This is a genomic window from Streptomyces sp. R21, from assembly GCF_041051975.1.
Taxonomy (GTDB): domain Bacteria; phylum Actinomycetota; class Actinomycetes; order Streptomycetales; family Streptomycetaceae; genus Streptomyces.
The window spans coordinates 5,827,177-5,847,498 of record NZ_CP163435.1 but is presented as its reverse complement, the minus strand read 5'-3'; the positions used below and the strand labels follow the sequence as shown (position 1 = coordinate 5,847,498).

The 20,322-nt window shown below is 69.4% G+C and carries 18 protein-coding genes; 11 read left to right on the top strand and 7 right to left on the bottom strand.

Annotation, left to right across the window (positions count from 1 at the left end):
- Positions 1 to 9 precede the first annotated feature (9 nt).
- Together glp and galU are read right to left on the bottom strand one after the other, a co-directional pair.
- Positions 10 to 1,332 (bottom strand): gephyrin-like molybdotransferase Glp, encoded by a 1,323-nt coding sequence (gene glp / locus AB5J56_RS26235; protein ID WP_369235583.1) that lies wholly within the window; start codon positions 1,330 to 1,332, stop codon positions 10 to 12.
- 5 nt (positions 1,333 to 1,337) lie between these two features.
- Positions 1,338 to 2,240: a UTP--glucose-1-phosphate uridylyltransferase GalU gene (gene galU / locus AB5J56_RS26230; protein WP_369235581.1), complete on the bottom strand. Its 903-nt coding sequence runs from the start codon at positions 2,238 to 2,240 to the stop codon at positions 1,338 to 1,340.
- Positions 2,241 to 2,335: 95 nt separating this feature from the next.
- Here galU and AB5J56_RS26225 point away from each other — a divergent pair, with 95 nt between their 5' ends.
- Positions 2,336 to 2,950, top strand: a complete 615-nt coding sequence (locus AB5J56_RS26225; protein ID WP_369235579.1) for a 5-formyltetrahydrofolate cyclo-ligase — start codon at positions 2,336 to 2,338, stop codon at positions 2,948 to 2,950.
- A gap of 100 nt (positions 2,951 to 3,050) precedes the next feature.
- On the opposite strand, the gene AB5J56_RS26220 is transcribed toward AB5J56_RS26225, so the two are convergent.
- Positions 3,051 to 5,810, bottom strand: coding sequence for a penicillin acylase family protein (locus AB5J56_RS26220; RefSeq protein WP_369235577.1), 2,760 nt, complete (start codon positions 5,808 to 5,810; stop codon positions 3,051 to 3,053).
- 188 nt (positions 5,811 to 5,998) lie between these two features.
- Here AB5J56_RS26220 and AB5J56_RS26215 point away from each other — a divergent pair, with 188 nt between their 5' ends.
- From AB5J56_RS26215 to mscL, 6 genes are all read left to right on the top strand, one after another.
- The gene (locus AB5J56_RS26215; protein WP_369242789.1) at positions 5,999 to 7,522 is read left to right on the top strand and encodes a potassium/proton antiporter; all 1,524 of its coding nucleotides are present in this window, start codon (positions 5,999 to 6,001) and stop codon (positions 7,520 to 7,522) included.
- Positions 7,523 to 7,786: 264 nt separating this feature from the next.
- On the top strand, positions 7,787 to 9,079 hold the full coding sequence (locus AB5J56_RS26210; protein ID WP_369235575.1) for an MFS transporter: 1,293 nt from the start codon (positions 7,787 to 7,789) through the stop codon (positions 9,077 to 9,079).
- Between the two features lie 68 nt (positions 9,080 to 9,147).
- Entirely contained in the window at positions 9,148 to 9,486 is a 339-nt protein-coding gene (locus AB5J56_RS26205; protein ID WP_369235573.1) for an FmdB family zinc ribbon protein, read from the top strand.
- A gap of 78 nt (positions 9,487 to 9,564) precedes the next feature.
- The gene (locus AB5J56_RS26200; protein WP_369235571.1) at positions 9,565 to 10,443 is read left to right on the top strand and encodes an S-methyl-5'-thioadenosine phosphorylase; all 879 of its coding nucleotides are present in this window, start codon (positions 9,565 to 9,567) and stop codon (positions 10,441 to 10,443) included.
- Positions 10,444 to 10,611: 168 nt separating this feature from the next.
- Entirely contained in the window at positions 10,612 to 11,151 is a 540-nt protein-coding gene (locus AB5J56_RS26195) for a hypothetical protein (RefSeq protein WP_369235569.1), read from the top strand.
- Positions 11,152 to 11,280: 129 nt separating this feature from the next.
- Complete coding sequence (mscL, locus tag AB5J56_RS26190; protein ID WP_369235567.1) at positions 11,281 to 11,757, top strand: large conductance mechanosensitive channel protein MscL; 477 nt, start codon at positions 11,281 to 11,283, stop codon at positions 11,755 to 11,757.
- A 64-nt stretch (positions 11,758 to 11,821) separates the two neighbouring features.
- On the opposite strand, the gene AB5J56_RS26185 is transcribed toward mscL, so the two are convergent.
- The 3 genes from AB5J56_RS26185 to pflB are packed head-to-tail and all read right to left on the bottom strand — an operon-like array spanning position 11,822 to position 15,188.
- Complete coding sequence (locus AB5J56_RS26185; protein ID WP_369235565.1) at positions 11,822 to 12,004, bottom strand: hypothetical protein; 183 nt, start codon at positions 12,002 to 12,004, stop codon at positions 11,822 to 11,824.
- Between the two features lie 52 nt (positions 12,005 to 12,056).
- Positions 12,057 to 12,893 carry a pyruvate formate-lyase-activating protein gene (gene pflA, locus AB5J56_RS26180; protein WP_369235563.1) on the bottom strand — a complete coding sequence of 279 codons (837 nt, stop codon included), beginning with the start codon at positions 12,891 to 12,893 and terminating at the stop codon, positions 12,057 to 12,059.
- A 12-nt stretch (positions 12,894 to 12,905) separates the two neighbouring features.
- Positions 12,906 to 15,188, bottom strand: coding sequence for a formate C-acetyltransferase (gene pflB, locus AB5J56_RS26175; RefSeq protein WP_369235561.1), 2,283 nt, complete (start codon positions 15,186 to 15,188; stop codon positions 12,906 to 12,908).
- Between the two features lie 228 nt (positions 15,189 to 15,416).
- Between pflB and AB5J56_RS26170 the strand changes: the two genes are divergently transcribed.
- The 4 genes from AB5J56_RS26170 (at position 15,417) to AB5J56_RS26155 (ending at position 19,960) form a co-directional block, all read left to right on the top strand.
- Positions 15,417 to 16,640 (top strand): low temperature requirement protein A, encoded by a 1,224-nt coding sequence (locus AB5J56_RS26170; protein ID WP_369235559.1) that lies wholly within the window; start codon positions 15,417 to 15,419, stop codon positions 16,638 to 16,640.
- Between the two features lie 18 nt (positions 16,641 to 16,658).
- Complete coding sequence (locus tag AB5J56_RS26165) at positions 16,659 to 17,687, top strand: P1 family peptidase (RefSeq protein WP_369235557.1); 1,029 nt, start codon at positions 16,659 to 16,661, stop codon at positions 17,685 to 17,687.
- Between the two features lie 151 nt (positions 17,688 to 17,838).
- Positions 17,839 to 19,056 (top strand): Ig-like domain-containing protein, encoded by a 1,218-nt coding sequence (locus AB5J56_RS26160; protein WP_369235555.1) that lies wholly within the window; start codon positions 17,839 to 17,841, stop codon positions 19,054 to 19,056.
- 157 nt (positions 19,057 to 19,213) lie between these two features.
- Complete coding sequence (locus AB5J56_RS26155) at positions 19,214 to 19,960, top strand: DUF6227 family protein (protein WP_369235553.1); 747 nt, start codon at positions 19,214 to 19,216, stop codon at positions 19,958 to 19,960.
- Positions 19,961 to 19,987: 27 nt separating this feature from the next.
- Here the strand turns inward: AB5J56_RS26155 and AB5J56_RS26150 are convergent, their stop codons facing one another.
- Complete coding sequence (locus AB5J56_RS26150; RefSeq protein WP_369235551.1) at positions 19,988 to 20,245, bottom strand: hypothetical protein; 258 nt, start codon at positions 20,243 to 20,245, stop codon at positions 19,988 to 19,990.
- Between the last annotated feature and the right edge of the window lie 77 nt (positions 20,246 to 20,322).

Here is a 20,322-nt window from a genome sequence, read left to right as displayed (position 1 = left end):
TCGGGGCTCTCAGCCGAGCAGGACCACCTCGACCTCGGCACCGGGCTCGACGGAGGTGTCGCCCTCGGGGACCACGATCAGCGCGTCGGCCCGGGCCAGGGCGGCGATCAGATGCGATCCGGCGCCTCCTACCGGGGTCACCTTCCCGTCGGCGTACTTCCCCCGCAGGAACTGCCGGCGGCCTTCGGGCGAGGTCAGCGCCTTGGCCGTCTCCAGGGTCGCCCGGGTCGTGGGCCGGTGGACGTCCTCCAGGCCCATCAGCGTGCGGATCGCGGGCCGCACGAACAGCTCGAAGGAGACGTACGAAGAGACCGGGTTGCCCGGGAGCGCGAGCAGCGGGGTGTGGTCGGGGCCGATGGAGCCGAAGCCCTGGGGCTTGCCGGGCTGCATGGCGAGCTTGCGGAACTCGATGCCGCTGCCCGCCTCGTCCTCGTCGGCGACGGAGGACAGGGCTTCCTTGACGACGTCGTACGCCCCCACACTCACCCCGCCCGTCGTGACCACCAGGTCGGCGCGGACAAGTTGGTCCTCGATGGTCGAGCGGAGTGTCTCGGCGTCGTCGGCGACCGCGCCCACCCGGTAGCCGATGGCTCCGGCGTCGCGGGCTGCCGCGCAGAGGGCGAAGCTGTTGGAGTCGAAGATCTGCCCGGGGCCCAATTCCTCGTCGGGCTGGACCAGTTCGCTGCCGGTGGACAGGACCACCACGCGCGGGCGCGGGCGCACGCGCACCGTCCCGCGGCCGATCGCGGCGAGCAGTGCGATCTGCGGCGGGCCGAGGACGGTGCCCGCGTCGAGGGCGCGGTCACCGGCCTTGACGTCGCTGCCCTGCGCGCGCACGTGCGCGCGTGCCTCGGCCGGGCGGTGGACCTGCACCTCGCCGGAGGCTCCGTCGGGGGCGGCGCTGTGGGCGCGCATCCCGGAGACCGGGCCGCCACCCAGTCCGCCGTCGGTCCACTCCACGGGGACGACGGCCTCGGCGCCCGGCGGCAGCGGGGCGCCGGTCATGATGCGGGCGGCCTGGCCGGGGCCCACGTAGGGCTGCTCGGCCTGGCCCGCCGCGACATCACCGACGACTGTCAGGGACGCCGGGTACTCCTCGCTCGCGCCCGCGACATCGGCGACCCGGACCGCGTACCCGTCCATGGAGCTGTTGTCGAACGGCGGCAGGGAGACCGCCACCGTGACGTCCTCGACCAGGACGCAGCCCTGGGCGTCGAGGAGTTGCAGCTCGATGGGTTCGAGAGGGCGGACGGTCGCGAGGATGTCCTCCAGGTGTTCGGTCACCGACCAGAGGTGGTCCTGGTCGGCGGCGCGGGGCGCGGGGCTGCTCAAAGTTGCTACATCTCCTCGGCTACGTAACTGCGAAGCCAGGTCCGGAAGTCCGGGCCCAGGTCTTCACGTTCGCACGCGAGTCTGACAATGGCACGCAGGTAGTCGCCGCGGTCCCCGGTGTCATAGCGGCGGCCCTTGAAGACGACACCGTGCACGGGGCCACCGACCTTCTCGTCCGCGGCGAGCTGCTGGAGCGCGTCGGTGAGCTGGATCTCGCCGCCGCGGCCCGGCTCGGTCTTGCGCAGTATGTCGAAGATGTGGGGGTCCAGGACGTAACGTCCGATGATCGCGTAGTTGCTGGGCGCGTCCGCCGGGTCCGGCTTCTCGACCAGGCCCGTCACCTTCACCAGATCGCCCTCGTCGGTGGCGTCGACGGCGGCGCATCCGTAGAGGTGGATCTGCTCGGGAGCGACTTCCATGAGCGCGATGACGCTGCCGCCGTGCTGCTCCTGGACCTCGACCATGCGCGCGAGCAGGGGGTCGCGCGGGTCGATCAGGTCGTCGCCGAGGAGGACGGCGAAGGGCTCGTGCCCCACGTGCGGGGCCGCGCACAGGACGGCGTGGCCGAGACCCCTGGGGTCGCCCTGGCGCACGTAGTGCATGGTCGCGAGGTCGCTGGACTCCTGAACCTTGGCGAGCCGGCTGGCGTCGCCCTTCTTCTGAAGGGCGGACTCGAGCTCGTAGTTGCGGTCGAAGTGGTCCTCGAGGGGGCGCTTGTTGCGACCGGTGATCATCAGGACGTCGTCCAGACCCGCCGACACGGCCTCTTCGACCACGTACTGGATCGCCGGCTTGTCGACGACCGGCAGCATCTCCTTGGGAGTGGCTTTGGTGGCCGGCAGGAACCGGGTGCCGAGGCCTGCTGCTGGGATGACAGCCTTACTGATCCTGGGGTGCGAGTCAGTCATGCCCGCAACCATATCCGGTGGCTATGTGCGGAATCTGTGTCTCCGGTTAATTCGCTCTCATATGAGCATGTTTGAGAAACGTACAGGAGACACCTGTGAGTCACGTCGGATCTGGACCAGAGCCTGCCAAGCGAATGTTGCGGCGAGAGTTCCTCACGGTGAGAAGCCGGTTGACGGCGGATGACGTGCAGGAAACCGCGGCAGCGCTCGCCGCCCGCGCTCTTGAACTGCCCGAACTGGCGCATGCGCGCACGGTGGCGGCGTACGTCTCCGTGGGGAGTGAGCCCGGAACTCTCGCGCTCCTGGACGCGCTGCGCGCGCGGGGCGTGCGCGTTCTGCTCCCGGCGCTTCTGCCCGACAACGACCTGGACTGGGGCGCCTACGCCGGAGAGGGCTCCCTCGCGCGCGTCCAACATGGCGGAAAGATGGCCCTCTTGGAGCCCGCGGGCGAGCGCCTCGGCGCGGACGCCGTGCGGGACGCGGACGTCGTGCTGCTGCCGGGGCTGGCGGTGGACGCGCGCGGCATGCGCCTGGGCCGCGGCGGGGGCTCGTACGACCGCGTACTGGCCCGGTTGGAGCGCGCGGGCGCCGACCCCGCTCTCGTGGTGCTCCTGTACGACACGGAAGTCGTCGAGCGCGTCCCCGAGGAGGCACACGACCGGCCGGTGCACGCGGTGGTGACCCCGTCGGGCGTACGCCGCTTCCGCTGAGCGGTTTCGTACCGGCGGTTCGTACGGGCGGTTTCGTGTACGGCAAGTGAAATGGCCCTCCACGCGTGCGTGGAGGGCCATATTCGTCATGCGCGGGTCGTCACGGCTTGAGCACCAGCGTGTCGCTCGTGCTCTTGTCGACCGCCTTCCGCGAGAAGGCCCACGGCAGCAGTTCGCCCTTGGCCCACTTGTCCGTCTGGTCGGTGTAATGGGCGCTGTAAGCGTGCCCGGAGGCGCCGGAGAGGTTGATCCACTTGGACTTGTCGAGGTCCCCGAGGTTGACCACCATCCGCATGGACGGCACCCAGACCACTCCGTAGCCACCCGCCGCGTTCCAGCCGGTCGCGTTGACCGTCGCCTCGCCGCCGCTGAGCTTCCAGGGGCCGCGGTTGAGCATGTACTTCAGGAAACCGGGGCCTTCGGTACCGAGGGTCTGGTTCTTCAGGAACAGGCGGTGCAGCCGGCCCCAGCTCCAGGTGTCGATGTCCTTGCCGAGCTTGGCGGTCAGCTCCCAGCGGGCGTCCTTGAGGGCCCGCGCGAACAGCTCGTCACGGGTGTCGGTCGCCTTGTCCAGGCGCGTCCTGGGCGCCTGCCACCAGTCGTTCTTCTCATCGTCGATGATCTTGCGGACCACCTCGAACCAGCGGTCGCCGCCGTCCGGTTGGGCCTGGTCGGCATCGCGCTGGCCGCACTCGCGGACCTTGTCGTCGTCATCGTCCACGGGACCGGTGGTGTCGACCGGGTCGACGTACAGGCACTGGCCCTTGACCCGCAGTTCCTTGGGCAGCTTGTTGCCGAAGGCGAGCTTGAGGATGTTGCGCCAGGTCGCGTTGAAGTACGCGGCGGCCGCCGAGTCGGCATCCTGGGTGTAGTCCCAGCCCTCCAGGAGCTTCTGCGCCTCGCGGACGTTCTTGTCCTTGACGTCGATCTTGAGCAGCTTGGGCACCAGGAGCTTGGCGATCTCGCTGCTGTTGTCCAGCTGCATCTGGCGCATGTCGTCGGTCGAGATCTTGCCGCCGCCGTCGATCTTCGACTGGATCAGGTCGGTGATCCGCTGGCTGCGCGTGCCGTAACCCCAGTCCGTGGTGAGCGTGTAGGGGTACTTGCCCTCGTCGACGACGGCCTGGTTGGCGGTCACGATGTAGCCGCGCTTCGGGTTGTACTCGTAGGGCAGCGCGGACTGCGGGATGTAGCCGGTCCACTTGTACTTGGAGTCCCAGCCCGGCGACGGGAGCGAGCCGTTGCCCTTGCCGCGCATCGGGATCTTCCCGGGCAGCTGATAGCCGATGTTGTCCTTGGTGTCGGCGTAGATCAGGTTCTGAGAGGGCACGTCGAAGGACGTGGACGCCTTGCGGAACTCGCTCCAGTCGGAGGCCTTGTCCATCGCGAAGACGGCGTCCATGGAGTTGCCCGGGTCCAGCGCGGTCCAGCGCAGCGAGATGCCGTAGCCGTCGCCGCGGTCGGGCGCCGCCGTGTCGACGGTGGCCTTCTTGCCGACCTTCACGAGCTCGTCGTTGCGGTCGGACAGCAGGGGCCCATTGTTGGTCTCGCGGACGACGATCTTCTTGGACTCGGCGCCCGCGATTTTGATCGTCTCCTCGCGGGACGTGAAGGGCAGCACCTTGCCGTCGTACTGGTAGCCGTCGCCGGTGAGCTTCTCCAGGTAGAGGTCGGTGACGTCCGCCCCGGAGTTGGTCATGCCCCAGGCGATGTCCTGGTTGTGGCCGATGACCACACCGGGCATGCCCGCGAAGGTGTAACCGGTCACGTCGTACTGGCACTTGCTGGAGACGCTGCGGCAGTGCAGACCCATCTGGTACCAGACCGAGGGCAGCGAGGCCGACAGGTGCGGGTCGTTGGCCAGCAGCGGCTTGCCGGTGATGGTGTGCGACCCGGCGACGACCCAGGAGTTGGAGCCGATGCCGTTGCCGTTCACGCCGACGGCCGTGGGCACGTTGTCGAGGACGTCGTAAAGGCCCGACAGCTGGCTCTGCAGCCCCGTGCCGGACGCCGTGACGTTGCCCGTGAGGCCGGTGCCCGCCGTACCGGTCGAGGAGGCCGTGGCGGAGCTGCCCTGGACGTACGACTTGGTGACCGTGTCGTACTCGCCCTCCTGGACGATCGTCTTGTTCCGGCTGTACGGGTAATCCGGGTACAGGTCGGCGATCTGCTTCGGGCCGAGACGGCTCGTCATCAGGGAGCGATCGATCTCGTCCTGCATGTTGCCGCGCAGGTCCCAGGCCATCGCCTTGAGCCAGGCCACCGAGTCGACCGGGGTCCACTCCTGGGGCTCGTAGTCGTTGGAGAAGCCGAGGGCCGCGTACTCCAGGGAGATGTCCTTGCCGTCCTTGCCCTTCAGGTAGGCATTGACTCCCTTGGCGTACGCCTGGAGGTAGTTCTTCGTAGAGGCCGACAGTTTGGTGTCGTACTCCTTCTTTGCCACCCGGTCCCAGCCCAGCGTGCGCAGGAACTCGTCGTTCTCGACCTGCCCCTTGCCGAACATCTCGGACAGCCGGCCCGAGGTCATGTGGCGGCGCACGTCCATCTCGTAGAACCGGTCCTGCGCCTGGACGTACCCCTGCGCCATGAACAGGTCCGCGTCGGACGCCGCGTAGATCTGCGGTATTCCGTTGCCGTCCCGCTGCACGTCCACGGGTCCTGACAGACCGTCGAGCGTGATCGAGCCCTTGGTCTGCGGGAAGGAGGCGCGCACGGTGCTGATGCTCCAGTACGCGCCGAAGGCGACGCCTCCCACGATGGCCAGGACCAGGACGATCAGGAACAGACGGGCTCTGCGCCCCTTCTTCCTGCCGGACTTGCCCGGCTTTTGGCCGGAAGAGGCGGTGGTGTTGGGGGGCATCGCTGTCCTTGCTGTCCTAACGCGAGCGGCAGGCGGTCCTGGAGTGCTGGAGCAACCATAGGCGCAGGGCCCACCGCGCCTTGACGCGGAGTCGGGTCCCTGGGCGGACGGCCGTTCGATCTTGCCCTGAGAAGTGTCAAGAAAGCGTCAAGAGTTAGGTAGGGTAACTAGACAAGGTAACTAAGTGCCTGGGTCAGAGAAGGGAAGGACCGCTGACTGTCCACCACCTCAACCAGCTCCTGCTCGTCTGCTCGCTCGTTCTGCTCGTCGCGGTGGCAGCGGTTCGGATCTCCTCGCGCAGCGGGCTCCCCAGCCTGCTCGTATACCTCGGCATCGGCATCGCCATGGGCCAGGACGGGATCGGCGACGTCCACTTCAACAACGCCGAGCTGACCCAGGTCATCGGATACGCGGCCCTGGTCGTGATCCTGGCCGAGGGCGGTCTCGGTACGAAGTGGAAGGAGGTCAGACCGGCACTTCCGGCTGCCTCCTCACTGGCGCTGGTCGGTGTCGCGGTCAGCGTCGGAGTCACGGCCGCGGGGGCGCACTACCTCGTCGGGCTGGATTGGCGGCCGGCGCTCATCGTCGGAGCGGTGGTGTCCTCGACGGACGCGGCGGCGGTCTTCTCGGTCCTGCGGAAAGTGCCCCTCCCCGCGCGCGTGACGGGTGTCCTGGAGGCCGAGTCGGGCTTCAACGACGCCCCGGTGGTCATCCTGGTCGTCGCCTTCTCCACGGTCGGCCCAGTGGAGCACTGGTACGTACTGCTGGGCGAGATAGCCCTGGAGCTGGCCATCGGCGCGGCCCTCGGTCTCGCGGTGGGCTGGCTCGGATCATGGGGGCTGCGCCACGTGGCGCTGCCCGCCTCCGGCCTCTATCCGATCGCCGTGATGGCGATCGCGGTCACGGCGTACGCCGCCGGCGCGCTGGCGCACGGCAGCGGCTTCCTCGCCGTGTATCTCGCGGCGATGGTGCTCGGCAACGCGAAGCTGCCGCACTGGCCCGCCACGCGCGGTTTCGCCGAAGGCCTCGGCTGGATCGCCCAGATCGGCATGTTCGTCCTGCTCGGCCTGCTGGTCACACCGCACCGGATGGGCGACGACATCTGGCCCGCGCTCGTCATCGGCCTGATCCTCACCATGGTGGCGCGACCCCTGAGCGTGCTGGTCAGCCTGCTGCCGTTCCGGCTGCCCTGGCAGGAGCAGACCCTGATGTCCTGGGCCGGGCTGCGCGGCGCCGTGCCCATCATCCTGGCGACGATCCCGATGGTCAGCGGCATCGAGGGAAGCCTGCGGATCTTCAACATCGTCTTCGTCCTGGTGGTCGTCTACACCTTCGTACAGGGCCCCACCCTGCCCTGGCTGGCCCGCAAGCTCCGGCTGGGCGAGTCCCCGGAGGCAGCCGATCTGGGGATCGAATCGGCCCCTCTGGAGCGGCTGCGCGGCCACCTGCTGTCCGTCGCGATCCCGAAGGGATCGCGCATGCACGGCGTCGAGGTCCACGAGCTGCGGCTGCCCGCGGGCGCCGCCGTCACGCTCGTCGTACGCGAAGGGACGTCCTTCGTGCCGCTGCCCACAACCGTGCTGCGGCGCGGCGACGAGCTGCTCGTGGTGGCCACCGACCCGGTCCGGGACGCGGCGGAGAAGCGGCTGCGCGCCGTCGGCCAGGGCGGCAAGCTGGCCGGCTGGCTGGGCACCGGCGACAGCGGACATTAAGGGACGAATATGCATTCGTAGGCGAACGTCACCGTGGTGCTCGTTTTCACAGGCATCGCCTCGCCCGGCCCTGTAGGATGAAGGCCCACCTTGATCGAACCAACTGATCGAACCAACTCTGTCTGAAGCAGAGCTGGCGCGACCGTATGGCGGCCGCGGTGCCCTCGCAGTGGGCGACCCGGTATCTACCGCAGTTCCGCGCAAGAGGACAGCTCTCGGCGCCCCCGCACGGGCGCGCTACCAGGCGGCAGAAAGGCACGGGCCGTGGCATCCACGGTCACCTCCGAGCCGTCGAAGGACTCGTCGGTTTCCTCCCGCCCGGGGTACGGACAGCTGCTGCGCACCCGCGGCGCCTGGACGTTCCTGCTCCCCGGCTTCGCCGCACGCCAGCCGTTCGCGATGCTGACCATCTCGATCGTGCTCCTCGTGCAGCACACCACCGGTTCGTACGGCGCGGCCGGCGCCGTCGCCGCCGTCACCGGTGTCTCCATGGCGCTGTTCGCGCCCTACAGCGGCCGCCTGGCGGACCGCCACGGGCAGCGCGCCGTCCTGCTGCCCGGCGTCCTCGTGCACGCCGTCTCAGGCCTCGCGCTGACGGCGCTGGCGCTCTCGGGCGCTCCCCTGTGGGCGCTGTTCGCGGCGGCCGTGCCGACCGGGGCCTCGGTGCCGCAGGTCGGCCCCATGGTCCGTGCCCGCTGGGGCGTGAAGCTCCAGGGCTCGCCCCTGATGACCACGGCGGCGGCCTTCGAGTCCGTCACCGATGAACTGACCTTCGTCCTCGGCCCGCTGGTGGCGACCGCGCTGTGCACCGCCGTGGATCCCGCCGCGGGCCTGCTCACCGAGTCCGCGCTGACCCTGATCGGCGGACTGTTGTTCGCCGCGCAGAAGAGCACACAGCCTTCCGTCGCCCCTGCGGCACACGCGCGCGTGGAGCACGTTTCCGCGCTGCGCATCCCCGGCATACGCGTCCTGATCGTGACCTTCCTCGGCATCGGCTCCGTCTTCGGCGGCATGCAGGTCTCGCTCGCCGCCTTCTCCGAGTCGATCGGCGAGCCCGGGATGAACGGCGTCCTGTACGGCGTCTTCGCGGCGGGCAACATGCTCTCCGGGGTCGTCTGCGGCGCCATCGCCTGGAAGGTCGCCCCGCAGCGGCGCCTCGTCATCGGGTACACGGCCCTCGCACTGACCGCCTCCGGTCTCTGGGCCGCCCACTCCGTGGTGGTGCTCGCCGGAATCGGCCTCCTGGTCGGCATGTGCATCGCTCCGGCCCTGATCACCGGCTACACGCTGGTCGAGAACCTGGTGCCGGCGACCGCCCGTACCGAGGCCTTCACCTGGCTGACGGGCGCGGTCGCGCTCGGCCAGGCGGCGGCCGTCACGGTCGCCGGGCAGCTGGAGGACCGCCTCTGGGACGGCGCCGGGTTCCTGGTGCCGATGGCCGGTACGGCACTGGCCCTGGCGACCCTGGTGACCCTGCGCTCGCACCTCTCGTCACGGCCCCGCAGCCGCACGGTGGCACGTGGCGTCGGTCACCGAGTGCCGGTGGCGGTGGACTGATCCCGAGGAATACGTCACTATGGACCGTCGTTAGCACTCATTGAGTGAGAGTGCCAGGAGGAAGACAAGTGCCGACCTACCAGTACCAGTGCACCGAGTGCGGCGAGGGCCTCGAGGCGGTGCAGAAGTTCACCGATGACGCCCTGACCGAGTGCCCCAACTGCGGTGGCCGCCTGAAGAAGGTGTTCTCGGCCGTCGGCATCGTCTTCAAGGGCTCCGGCTTCTACCGCAATGACAGCCGCGGCTCCTCGTCGAGCAGCTCGCCGGCGTCGAAGCCGTCGACCACCTCCTCGTCGAGTTCGTCGTCGAGCTCTTCGTCTTCGTCGTCGACCTCCTCGTCTTCGTCGTCCTCCTCGGACACGAAGTCGTCGGGCAGCGGTTCGTCCAGCAGCAGCTCCGCCGCGTAAGGCTCATTTCTTACGGGACCCTGTCGTCGTACGACGGCGGGGTCTTCGGCGTTCCGTGGCCCGGCTAGGGTGCGGTCCATGGCGAACACGGAGAACTCTCAGGGCCCGGCCGGGGAGCAGGAGCAGGCCAGGGCCGAGATCGGTGTCATCGGCGGCTCGGGCTTCTACTCCTTCCTCGACGACGTGACCGAGATACAGGTCGACACCCCGTACGGGCCGCCCAGCGACTCCCTGTTCCTCGGCGAGATCGCCGGGCGACGGGTCGCCTTCCTCCCCCGGCACGGACGCGGCCACCATCTGCCGCCGCATCGCATCAACTACCGGGCCAACCTGTGGGCCCTGCGCTCCGTCGGTGCCCGCCAGGTGCTCGGCCCCTGCGCGGTGGGCGGTCTGCGCCCGGAGTACGGGCCGGGGACGCTGCTCGTCCCGGACCAGATGGTCGACCGCACGAAGGCGCGGACACAGACGTACTTCGACGGACTGCCGCTGCCCGGCGGCAGTGTGCCGAACGTCGTGCACGTGTCCCTGGCCGACCCGTACTGCCCCGTCGGCCGCAAGGCCGCGCTGGAGGCCGCCCGCGGCCGGGACTGGGAGCCTGTGGACGGTGGCACGCTCGTGGTGGTCGAGGGACCGCGCTTCTCGACCCGCGCCGAATCGCTGTGGCACCAGGCGCAGGGCTGGTCCGTGGTGGGCATGACCGGTCACCCCGAGGCGGCGCTCGCCCGCGAACTGGAGCTCTGCTATACGTCATTGACGCTGGTCACCGACCTCGACGCGGGCGCCGAGACCGGCGAGGGCGTCTCGCACGACGAGGTGCTGAAGGTGTTCGCCGCGAACGTCGACCGGCTGCGCGGCGTGCTGTTCGACGCGGTGGCGGGACTGCCGGCCAACGAGACGCGGGACTGCCTGTGCACCAAGGCGCTGGGCGGGATGGATCCGGGGTTCGAGCTGCCGTGACCTTCCGCCGCGACGGGGGCCGAAGGGTGTGCCACACAGGGCGGAACTTCCCGTTCGGGTGAGCGAGTTGTCCACAACCCGCGAGTAACCCACCGGCCCCGGCGGGCTTCGCCGCGAAGCCTCATCGTGGGATCGCAAGCCGATCTCTCGTCGCAGGTGGTGGTCACCATGGCACAGCTCTCTCCTCCGGTACGCCCGCTGGGCACGGACGCTCCTCCCACGTGCGAGGTGCCGCACTTCGCACCCGTGCGGGTGCGCGGCGGTGCGTACCTGCTCCGCCGTCTGCTGCGGCACCGAAGGCGGGCCGTGGCCGCGGGGCTCGCGGTCACGGCGGCCGCGCTCGTGGCGGCGGGCCCTCGTGACGCCGAACGGGCGCGCGGGCGGCCCGCGGCGGCTCCCGCCTCCACCCCTGCTTCTGATGCCGCTTCCGCACGCGGGCGGCATGCGGTCGACAGGGTCACGGCGCCGGTGCGGATCGCCGACGGGGCCACCGTCAGGCTGTTGCGGCCGGGCGACCGGGTCGATGTGGTCGCGGCGGACACCGGCGGGGCGGCGCGGGTGGTCGCGTCCGGCGCGCGGGTGACCGACGTGCCGGACGTCGGTGCCACCGAGACCGGGGCGCTGCTCGTCCTGTCGGTTCCACGAGCCACCGCCGCGCGGCTGGCTGGGGCGAGCGCGACCTCACGACTGGCGGTGACGCTGTGCTGAGCATCCTGCGACGCATCGCCGAATGGGTGTCAAGTCCCTCGTTCGAGCTACCGAATTGGACAGGCCCGGCGGGCCCTGACGTAGGTTGCGGAGCTGTTTGTTCCACAACTTGTGCAGAGGGGGCTCTTGGTGAGCGAGAAGAAGCCGGGCGTCTGGGAGGGCTTCAAAGCCTTTCTGATGCGTGGGAACGTCGTCGATCTGGCCGTCGCGGTGGTTATCGGCGCCGCCTTCACGAACATCGTCAACTCGGTGGTGAAGGGTGTGATCAATCCACTGGTCGGCGCGTTCGGCACCAAGGACCTCGACAAGTACAGGTCGTGCCTGAAGTCCCCCTGCGTGGTCGACAAGGCGACGGGCACGGTCACCAAGGGCATTCCGATCATGTGGGGCACGGTCCTCAGCGCGACGCTCACGTTCGTGATCACCGCGGCCGTCGTCTACTTCCTCATGGTCCTGCCAATGTCCAAGTACCTGGCCCGGCAGGCCGCCCGCCAGAAGGCGAAGGAGGGCGCGCAGGAGGTCATCGAAGTGTCCGAGCTGGAGGTCCTCAAGGAGATCCGCGACGCCCTGGTGGCGCAGCGCGGTTCCGGGCACAGCGCGGACTAGCCGCCGCTCTGTGGGGGCGGGCCCGGGAGGCCTGGGCCCGGACACGGGGGTTCCGGGCCCGGGTTCAGATGTGGTGGGGCGGCTTCTCGTCGAGGAAGCGCTTCAGGTCGGCGGCGCTGTCGCCGGCGGCGCTGGGCCGCTCGCCCCATCCGTCGTCCGTGTCGTCCGAGGACTGCCGGCTCAGCGGGTCGTCGAAGACGAGCGCGTTCTTCGGGTCGCGCGGTTCGGGGGTCGGGGCGGTACTCATGCCCCCAGGGTACGCCGAAGGGGCCGACCGGCCGTTCGGATGCCCACCGGAGTCACACCGCCCGGAGGCCGTGGGCGCCGAAGATCTCCTTGGCCAGGGCTGTCTGCTCCCGGGTCGGCGCCGGGGTGTCGTGCAGGGTGAAGGGCTTGCCGAGGGCCTGCCACTTGGCCTCGCCCAGCTTGTGGAAGGGCAGGACGTCGACGCGCGAGACGTTGCCGAGCGATGCGGCGAAGGCGGCGACGCCCTCGATGTTCGCGGGGTCGTCGGTGAGGCCGGGCACGAGCACGAAACGGACCCACACGTCCTTGCCGAGGCCGGCCAGGCGCCGGGCGAAGTCGAGCGTCGGCCGCAGCGGGCGACCGGTGACCTTCTTGTAGGTGTCCCGGTCCCAGGACTTGATGTCGAGCAGGACCAGGTCGACATCGCGCAGCAGGGCGTCGGTGGCGCGGACGCCGAGGAAGCCCGAGGTGTCGAGGGCGGTGTGCAGGCCCAGCTCGTGCTTGAAGCGGTGCAGCAGCTCGCCGGTGAACACGGGCTGGAGAAGGGGCTCGCCACCGCTGATGGTGGCGCCGCCGCCCGCGGCCTCGATGAACCGGGTGTACTTGCGGGCCTCGGCGACCACGTCGTCGGCCGTGGTGCGCCGGCCGTTGCCCATCCGCCAGGTGTCGGGGTTCTGGCAGTACAGGCAGGTCAGCGGGCAGCCGGACAGAAAGGTGACGAAGCGGCTGCCCGGACCGTCGACACCGGTCGACAGGTCCCAGGAGTGGACCGATCCCGTGGCGGGGCGGCGGGTCGCCGCGGCGGCGGGGGTGGCCGCCGCCGCGAAGCCCGGGCAGTGCGTCGGCGCCGCGGCCGGGGTGGCCGGCGTGGACGCGGGCAGCGTGGTCATGGCACAAAGTCCTTACAGCGAGCCGTGGAAGGTGCGGTTGATGACGTCCAGCTGCTGCTCTCGCGTGAGGCGGACGAAGTTGACCGCGTAGCCGGAGACCCTGATGGTCAACTGCGGGTAGTTCTCCGGGTGTTCCATCGCGTCCTCGAGCGTCGCCTTGTCGAGCACGTTGACGTTCATGTGGAATCCGCCGCTCGCCATGAATCCGTCGAGGACACCGGAGAGGTTGGCGGTGCGCTCCTCGGGGGTGCGGCCCAGTGCGTCGGGCGTGATGGTGTTGGTCAGCGAGATGCCGTCCTCCGCGTCGTCGTACGGGAGCTTTGCGACCGAGAGGGCGGAGGCGATGTAGCCGTGCTCGTCGCGCCCGTTCATGGGGTTGGCGCCGGGTGCGAAAGGGCTGCCGGAGCGGCGGCCGTCGGGGGTGTTGCCGGTCTTCTTGCCGTAGACGACGTTCGAGGTGATGGTCAGCACGGACTGTGTGTGCACCGCGTCACGGTAGGTCGGGTGCTGTCGGATCTTCTCCATGAAGTCGTGGACGATCCACTGGGCGAGCGAGTCGGCGCGGTCGTCGTTGTTGCCGTAGGCCGGGTAGCCGCCCTCGATCTCGTAGTCGACGGCGAGTCCCGTGTCGTCGCGGATCACCTTCACGCGCGCGTGCCTGATAGCGGAGAGCGAGTCGGCGGCGACCGACAGACCAGCGATGCCGCAGGCCATGGTGCGCACGATCTCCCGGTCGTGCAGGGCCATCTCGATGCGCTCGTAGGCGTACTTGTCGTGCATGTAGTGGATGACGTTGAGCGCGTGGACGTAGGTCTTCGCGAGCCAGCCGAGCATCGCGTCGTAGCGGGCGAGGACGGTCTCGTAGTCGAGGTAGTCGTCGGTGATGGGCTCGAAGCCCTCGACGACGGTCTCGCCGGACTTCTCGTCGCGACCACCGTTGATGGCGTAGAGCAGGGCCTTGGCGACGTTCACTCGGGCGCCGAAGAACTGCATCTGCTTGCCCATGGCCATGGCGGAGACGCAGCAGGCTATGGCGGTGTCATCGCCGTACTTGGGGCGCATCAGTTCGTCGGACTCGAACTGGAGGGCGCTGGTGTCGATGGCGACCTGGGAGGCGTACGCCTTGAAGCCCTCGGGAAGGCGTTGCGACCAGAAGACGGTGAGGTTGGGCTCGGGGGCCGGGCCGAGGTTGTAGAGGGTGCGCAGGGCGCGGAAGGTGGTGCGGGTGACGAGGGGGCGCCCGTCCTCGCCGATGCCGGCCATGGACCAGGTGACCCAGGTGGGGTCGCCGGAGTAGAGCTCGTTGTACTCGGGGGTGCGCAGGAAGCGGACGATGCGGAGCTTGATGACGAAGTCGTCGATGAGCTCCTGGGCCTCGGACTCGGTGAGGCGGCCCGCTTCGATGTCCCGCTGGAGGTAGATGTCGAGGAAGGCGTCGATGCGGCCGATCGACATGGCGGCGCCGTTCTGCTCCTTCACGGCGGCGAGGTAGGCGAAGTACAGCCACTGGACGGCCTCGCGGCCGGTGGTGGCGGGCCCGGAGATGTCATGGCCGTAGGAGCGGGCCATGGACTTGAGTTCGGCGAGGGCCCGGATCTGCTCACTGGTTTCCTCGCGTTCCTGAATGACACGCTCAGTCGGCCACTCGGCGCCGAGGACGTCCTTGTCGGCCCGCTTGGCCTCGATGAGGCGGTCGACTCCGTAGAGGGCGACGCGCCGGTAGTCGCCGATGATGCGGCCGCGGCCGTAGGCGTCGGGCAGGCCGGTGATGATGCCGGAGGAGCGGCAGGCGCGGATCTCCGGCGTGTAGGCGTCGAAGACACCGTCGTTGTGGGTCTTGCGGAGGCTGGTGTAGATGTCGCGGACGGCGGGGTCGGCCTCGTAGCCATAGGCGTTGAGAGCGGTCTCGACCATGCGCCAGCCGCCGTTGGGCATGATGGCGCGCTTGAGCGGGGCATCCGTCTGCAGGCCCACGACGAGGTCGAGGCCGCGGTCGATGTAGCCGGGCGCGAAGGCGTCGATACGGGAAGGGGTCTTCACGTCGACGTCATGGATGCCGCGTTCGATCTCGGCCGGGAACATCGCGAGGATCTTGTTCCAGACCTCGGTGGTACGCGCGGTCGGTCCGACGAGGAAGGATCCGTCGCCCTCGTAGGGGGTGTAGTTGCACTGGACGAAGTCGCGGACGTCAATGGCGTCACGCCACAGGCCGCCCTTGAAACCGTCCCAGGCCGTGCCGTGAACGGTCGTGCCCGCAGGCTCGCCGGCCGTCTTTTCCGCAGGAGTGGCAGTCATCGCCCGTGCCTTCCGCATCGGTCCGTCGCTTCGACTCCATTGCACGCCCCCTCCGGCGACTGTGGGCGCCGCGTTGGTCCCCGATCGGGGTCCGAAGGTCCCTCTTCACGCCGGGGATGGCCGCGCATACTGCGTCCGACCTGGGCATCTCTTCGGGACTTTGGCCCCGAACGAGCTTGTGAACCCATTCACAAGAATTTTCGGGGAGTTTCTGCTGTGCTTGGCCGTATGACGTCCAGTTCCGCTTCAAAAACCCCTCCGCCGCCGCGGCCGACCTCGCGTAAATCGCTGCGCCCAATGACCGCCCGAGGGCGGTCCGAAGCACACCGCGTCGCGTCGCCGCTGGAGCTCTTCTTCGACCTCTGTTTTGTCGTGGCCATCGCGCAGGCGGGCATCCAGCTGGTGCACTCCGTGGCCGAGGGGCACGCGGGCGAGGGCATCCTCAGCTATGCGATGGTCTTCTTCGCCATCTGGTGGGCGTGGATGAACTTCACCTGGTTCGCCTCGGCGTACGACAACGACGACGCGCTCTACCGGGTCGTCACGCTGGTCCAGATCGCCGGAGTCCTGGTGCTCGCCGCCGGGGTGTCGCGGGCGTTCGAGGACCACGAGTTCCTGATCGTCGTACTCGGTTACATGGTCATGAGATTCGCGATGATCACGCAGTGGGTTCGCGCGGCACGCTCGACCGGGGGTGCCGAGAGAACCATGGCGCTGCGGTACGCGGGAGGCGTGCTGCTGTGCCAGGTCGGCTGGCTGGCGCTGCTGTTCCTGCCGGAGCCCGCCCGCCCCTGGGCGTTCCTGGTGATGGCGGTCGCCGAGCTGTGTGTCCCGCTGTACGCGGAGAAGGACTTCACGACGTCCTGGCATCCGCACCACATCTCGGAGCGGTACGGGCTGTTCACCATCATCGTGCTGGGCGAGACGATCGCCGCCGCCACGGTCGCCGTGAAGTCGGGTGTGGACGAACACGACGCGTTGAACGAACTGCTGCCGATCGCCGCGGGAGGGCTGCTGATCGTCTTCTCCGCGTGGTGGATCTACTTCGCGGTCCCCATCCACGGGCATCTGCGGTCCAACGGGCAGGCCTTCCTGTGGGGTTACGGCCACTACCTGATCTTCGCGTCGGCGGCCGCGATCGGCGCGGGTCTCGAGGTCGCCGTGGAGCAGGCGGTCGGCAAGGCACACATCTCGACCCTCGCCGCGTCCGCCTCGGTGACCCTGCCGACGGCGTTGTACTTCCTGACCGTGTGGGTGCTGCACGCCCGCCACTTCAAGGTGGGCATCGCCCAGCAACTCGTCCTGCCGGTCACCGCGTTGCTGGTCATCTTGTGCACCTTCCTGGGCGACTGGGCGGTGCTCACGGCCGGCATCGTGGCGACGCTGGCGGTGGTGGCCGGGGTGATGCTGAAGGCGCGGATGCCCGAGAAGGAGGAGGCGGAGGCCGCCTAGCGGCGGAACACTGAGGGCATGACAGTTGACGCTCTGACGGATGTCGCGGGCCTGCGCGTGGGCCACGCGACGCGCACCGGCGACGGTTGGCTCACCGGGACCACGGTCGTGCTCGCCCCCGAGGGTGGCGCGATCGCGGCCGTGGACGTGCGGGGAGGCGGTCCCGGCACCAAGGAGACCGACGCGCTCGACCCGCGCAACCTGGTGCAGAAGGTCGAGGCGGTCGTCCTGACCGGGGGCAGCGCCTACGGCCTGGACTCGGCGTCCGGGGTGATGGCCTGGCTGGAGGAGCGGGGGCGCGGGGTGCGCGTGGGCCCGGACCCGGCACACGTCGTGCCGGTCGTGCCCGCCGCCTGCGTCTTCGACCTGGGCCGCGGCGGCGACTTCCGGGCGAGGCCGGACGCGTCCACGGGCCGGGCCGCGGTGGAGGCCGCCGCCGCGAGCGAACCCGGTGCTCCGGTGCGGGAGGGCTGTGTGGGCGCCGGCACCGGGGCTACGGTCGGCGTGGTCAAGGGCGGGGTCGGCACCGCGAGCGCCGTCCTCGATTCGGGGATCACGGTGGCCGCGCTGGTGGTGGCCAACGCGGCGGGCTCGGCGGTGGATCCACTGACGGGGGCGCTGTACGGGGAGTTGTTCCAGGGCCGTATCGCCTACCCGTCGGACGAGGTGCACGCTGCCGCGCGGCAGCGGCTCGCCGAGGCTGCCGCGAAGAACGCCCCTCCCCCGCTGAACACGACGCTCGCGGTCGTCGCCACCGACGCGGACCTCACGCGCGCGCAGGCGCAGAAGCTCGCGGGCACGGCGCACGACGGCATCGCGCGCGCCGTGCGGCCGGTGCATCTGCTGAACGACGGGGACACGGTGTTCGCCATGGCCACCGGCGCCCGGCCGCTCGCCGCCGAGAACCCCCTCGCGCTCAACGAGATCCTCGCGGCGGGCGCGGATCTCGTGACGCGCGCGATCGTGCGGGCCGTGCGCGCGGCGGAGTCGGTGGACGGGGCCGGCGGGGTGTGGCCCTCGTACGCGGCGCTCTACGGCGGTGACTAGGAGCGGTCTCAGGGCGACTGCCGGGTGATTGTCCTGGTTCTGTCACGTGATGGCGTCAGGCGCGGAGGGCGGGGAACCCTTCGCGCCGCTGCTCGCTCTCTCTCCACGTACTGGAGCGGAACGCGCACATCACAAGAACTTGGAGCAGCCCGTGACAACGCCGGACATAACAGCGCGGCGCGCACTGGGGGCCTGTGCCGCCCTGATGGTCGGCGCCCTCACCCTCACCGCCTGCGGCGGCAACGCCAACGCCGACACCGATGGCAAGAACGGCAAAAGCGGTGCCAAGACCTCCACCGCGAAGATCGTGATCTCCGCGAAGGACGGCTCGACCAGCGCGTCCATCAACGCGACCGGTGTGAAGGTCAGCGACGGGAAGCTGACCGACGTGAAGATGACGGTGTCGGAGGCGGGCACCGACGTGGCCGGGGCGATCTCCGCGGACGGGAAGAGCTGGAAGCCCGCGAAGCAGCTGGAGCGCGGCACCAAGTACCGCATATCCGCGACCGCCAAGGACTCGGACGGCCGCACCTCGGCCGCCAACTCCATCTTCACGACGGTCGATTCGGCCAACAGCTTCATCGGTACGTACGCGCCCGACAACGGCACCACGGTCGGCGTCGGCATGCCGGTGTCCTTCAACTTCGACAAGGTGATCAGCGACACGAAGGCCGTGCAGTCGCACATCACGGTCACCTCCAGCAGCGGGCAGCAGGTCGTCGGGCACTGGTTCGGGGCGCAGCGGCTCGACTTCCGGCCGAAGGACTACTGGAAGGCCAGCTCCAAGGTCACGATGAAGATCGACCTGGACGGCGTACAGGGCGCGAAGGGCGTCTACGGCGTGCAGAAGAAGACGGTCACCTTCACCGTCGGGCGCTCCCAGGTGTCCACGGTCGACGTCAACACGCAGACCATGACGGTCGTGCGCGACGGCAAGACCCTCAAGTCGGTCCCGATCTCGGCGGGCAGCGCGGAACACAGCACGTACAACGGGCAGATGGTGATCTCCGAGAAGTTCCGGCAGACCCGGATGAACGGTTCGACGGTCGGCTACGGCGGCGAGTACGACATCTCGGACGTGCCGGACGCGATGCGGCTGACGACTTCGGGGACGTTCGTCCACGGCAACTACTGGTACAACCAGGGGAACCCGCCCTTCGGCCGGGAGGGCACCAGTCACGGCTGTGTCGGGCTCGCGGACGCGCAGGGGGCGCAGAGTGACACGCCCGCGCACTGGTTCTTCGACAACTCCCTCATCGGGGACGTCGTCGTGGTGAAGAACTCCCCCGACAAGACGGTCGCGCCGGACAACGGCCTCAACGGCTGGAACATGTCGTGGAGCGCGTGGACCTCGGGAAGTGCCGCCTGACGAGGGCCTTTTGAGGCTTCGGCGGGCCGCGTGGGAACTTGCCTCGCGGCCCGCTCGTTTTCTGTCCGTACGTTTTCTCGGATCCAGGACATGATGTCCGACCGAGGGGCTACGGTATGCACCCACGAGGTGACATGCAGCAACGCCGGGAGAAGCCTTGAGCGTTCCGTACGAGACGGCAGCGCACGAACAACCCGAGTCGCCCGAGTCTCCGGAGGAGCACCTCGAGCGACTTCTCGGACGTGCCCTGAACTCCTTCGAGCTGCCCGACGAGGCGATACGGCGGCTCGACTGCGCGCTGGCGCACGACAGTTCGCTGCACTCCGCGCACCACAGCGCGGGGCTGCACCGCGAGACATACCGGCACACCTGGCTGCTCGCGGACGGCTCGGCGCTCACTCTGTGGGAGCTCGTCCACAACACGGCACCCGGCAGCCATCCGCAGCACGAGGTGTACGTGGACGAGGAGGAGCTGCGCGCGGCGACGGCCAGGCTGCCGCTGCCGCCGGACACCCCCGACTTCGAACTGCCCGTGATGGTGCAGTTGTCCCCGATCCCTGAGCCCCGGCACGCGTACGCGCCCGACGACTCGGCGGATCACGCACGTCGGCTGCTGCGGCGCGCGGAGAACCCGGACGGTCCGGGGGCCGACGTCGTCGCGCTGCTGCGCACGGCGTCCGCCCACCAGATCACCCAGGCCTTCGGGCGTCCCTGCCGGGCCGGCCAGGTGCGGCTGTCCTTCTCGCTCTACGAGCACGCGTTCCTGCTGCGTGACGGGCGGGAGCTCTCCCTGTGGGAGGTCGAGCACACGGCGACGCCGGACGGGCGGCACATGTGCGAGGTCTATCCGACGGAGGGCGCGGCGCGCGAGGCGATGGAGCGCCGGGCGGCCGAACGAGGTTAGTCCGCCCGTCACAGGCAGGGCCGGCGGCTACGGCCGGCCGTCGCTGAACTGGCGTACCAGACCGGCGAATGCGTCGCGTTCCGCCGGAGTCAGTTCGACGGCTTCCACCACCGGGCCCGCCTGGCGCTGGCTGGGCAGGGCCCCCAGGGCGTCGCCCTGGCGCCACGCCGCGAGCTCGAACCGGTTCCGGCGCAGGAGGCGCACCAGGCCGACGACCCAGATGACGGTCGCCAGGGCGAGGACGGCCACGCCTATCAGCTGGAGTGTCGACACGTGCTCAGGCATGCGTTCCAGTAGACACCACGGTCCGGGACTTTGGTCCCGGACCGTGACGCATCTCGCAGGTGCGGCAAACAGCTCAC

Excerpts from the sequence above, each read along its gene's own strand:
- AB5J56_RS26150 (WP_369235551.1), bottom strand. The coding sequence starts at position 20,245 with ATGCCTGAGCACGTGTCGACACTCCAGCTGATAGGCGTGGCCGTCCTC.
- AB5J56_RS26165 (WP_369235557.1), top strand. The coding sequence starts at position 16,659 with ATGACAGTTGACGCTCTGACGGATGTCGCGGGCCTGCGCGTGGGCCAC.
- pflA (WP_369235563.1), bottom strand. The coding sequence starts at position 12,893 with ATGACCACGCTGCCCGCGTCCACGCCGGCCACCCCGGCCGCGGCGCCG.
- AB5J56_RS26200 (WP_369235571.1), top strand. The coding sequence starts at position 9,565 with ATGGCGAACACGGAGAACTCTCAGGGCCCGGCCGGGGAGCAGGAGCAG.
- pflB (WP_369235561.1), bottom strand. The coding sequence starts at position 15,188 with ATGACTGCCACTCCTGCGGAAAAGACGGCCGGCGAGCCTGCGGGCACG.
- AB5J56_RS26185 (WP_369235565.1), bottom strand. The coding sequence starts at position 12,004 with ATGAGTACCGCCCCGACCCCCGAACCGCGCGACCCGAAGAACGCGCTC.
- galU (WP_369235581.1), bottom strand. The coding sequence starts at position 2,240 with ATGACTGACTCGCACCCCAGGATCAGTAAGGCTGTCATCCCAGCAGCA.
- AB5J56_RS26170 (WP_369235559.1), top strand. The coding sequence starts at position 15,417 with ATGACGTCCAGTTCCGCTTCAAAAACCCCTCCGCCGCCGCGGCCGACC.
- AB5J56_RS26195 (WP_369235569.1), top strand. The coding sequence starts at position 10,612 with ATGGCACAGCTCTCTCCTCCGGTACGCCCGCTGGGCACGGACGCTCCT.
- AB5J56_RS26220 (WP_369235577.1), bottom strand. The coding sequence starts at position 5,810 with ATGCCCCCCAACACCACCGCCTCTTCCGGCCAAAAGCCGGGCAAGTCC.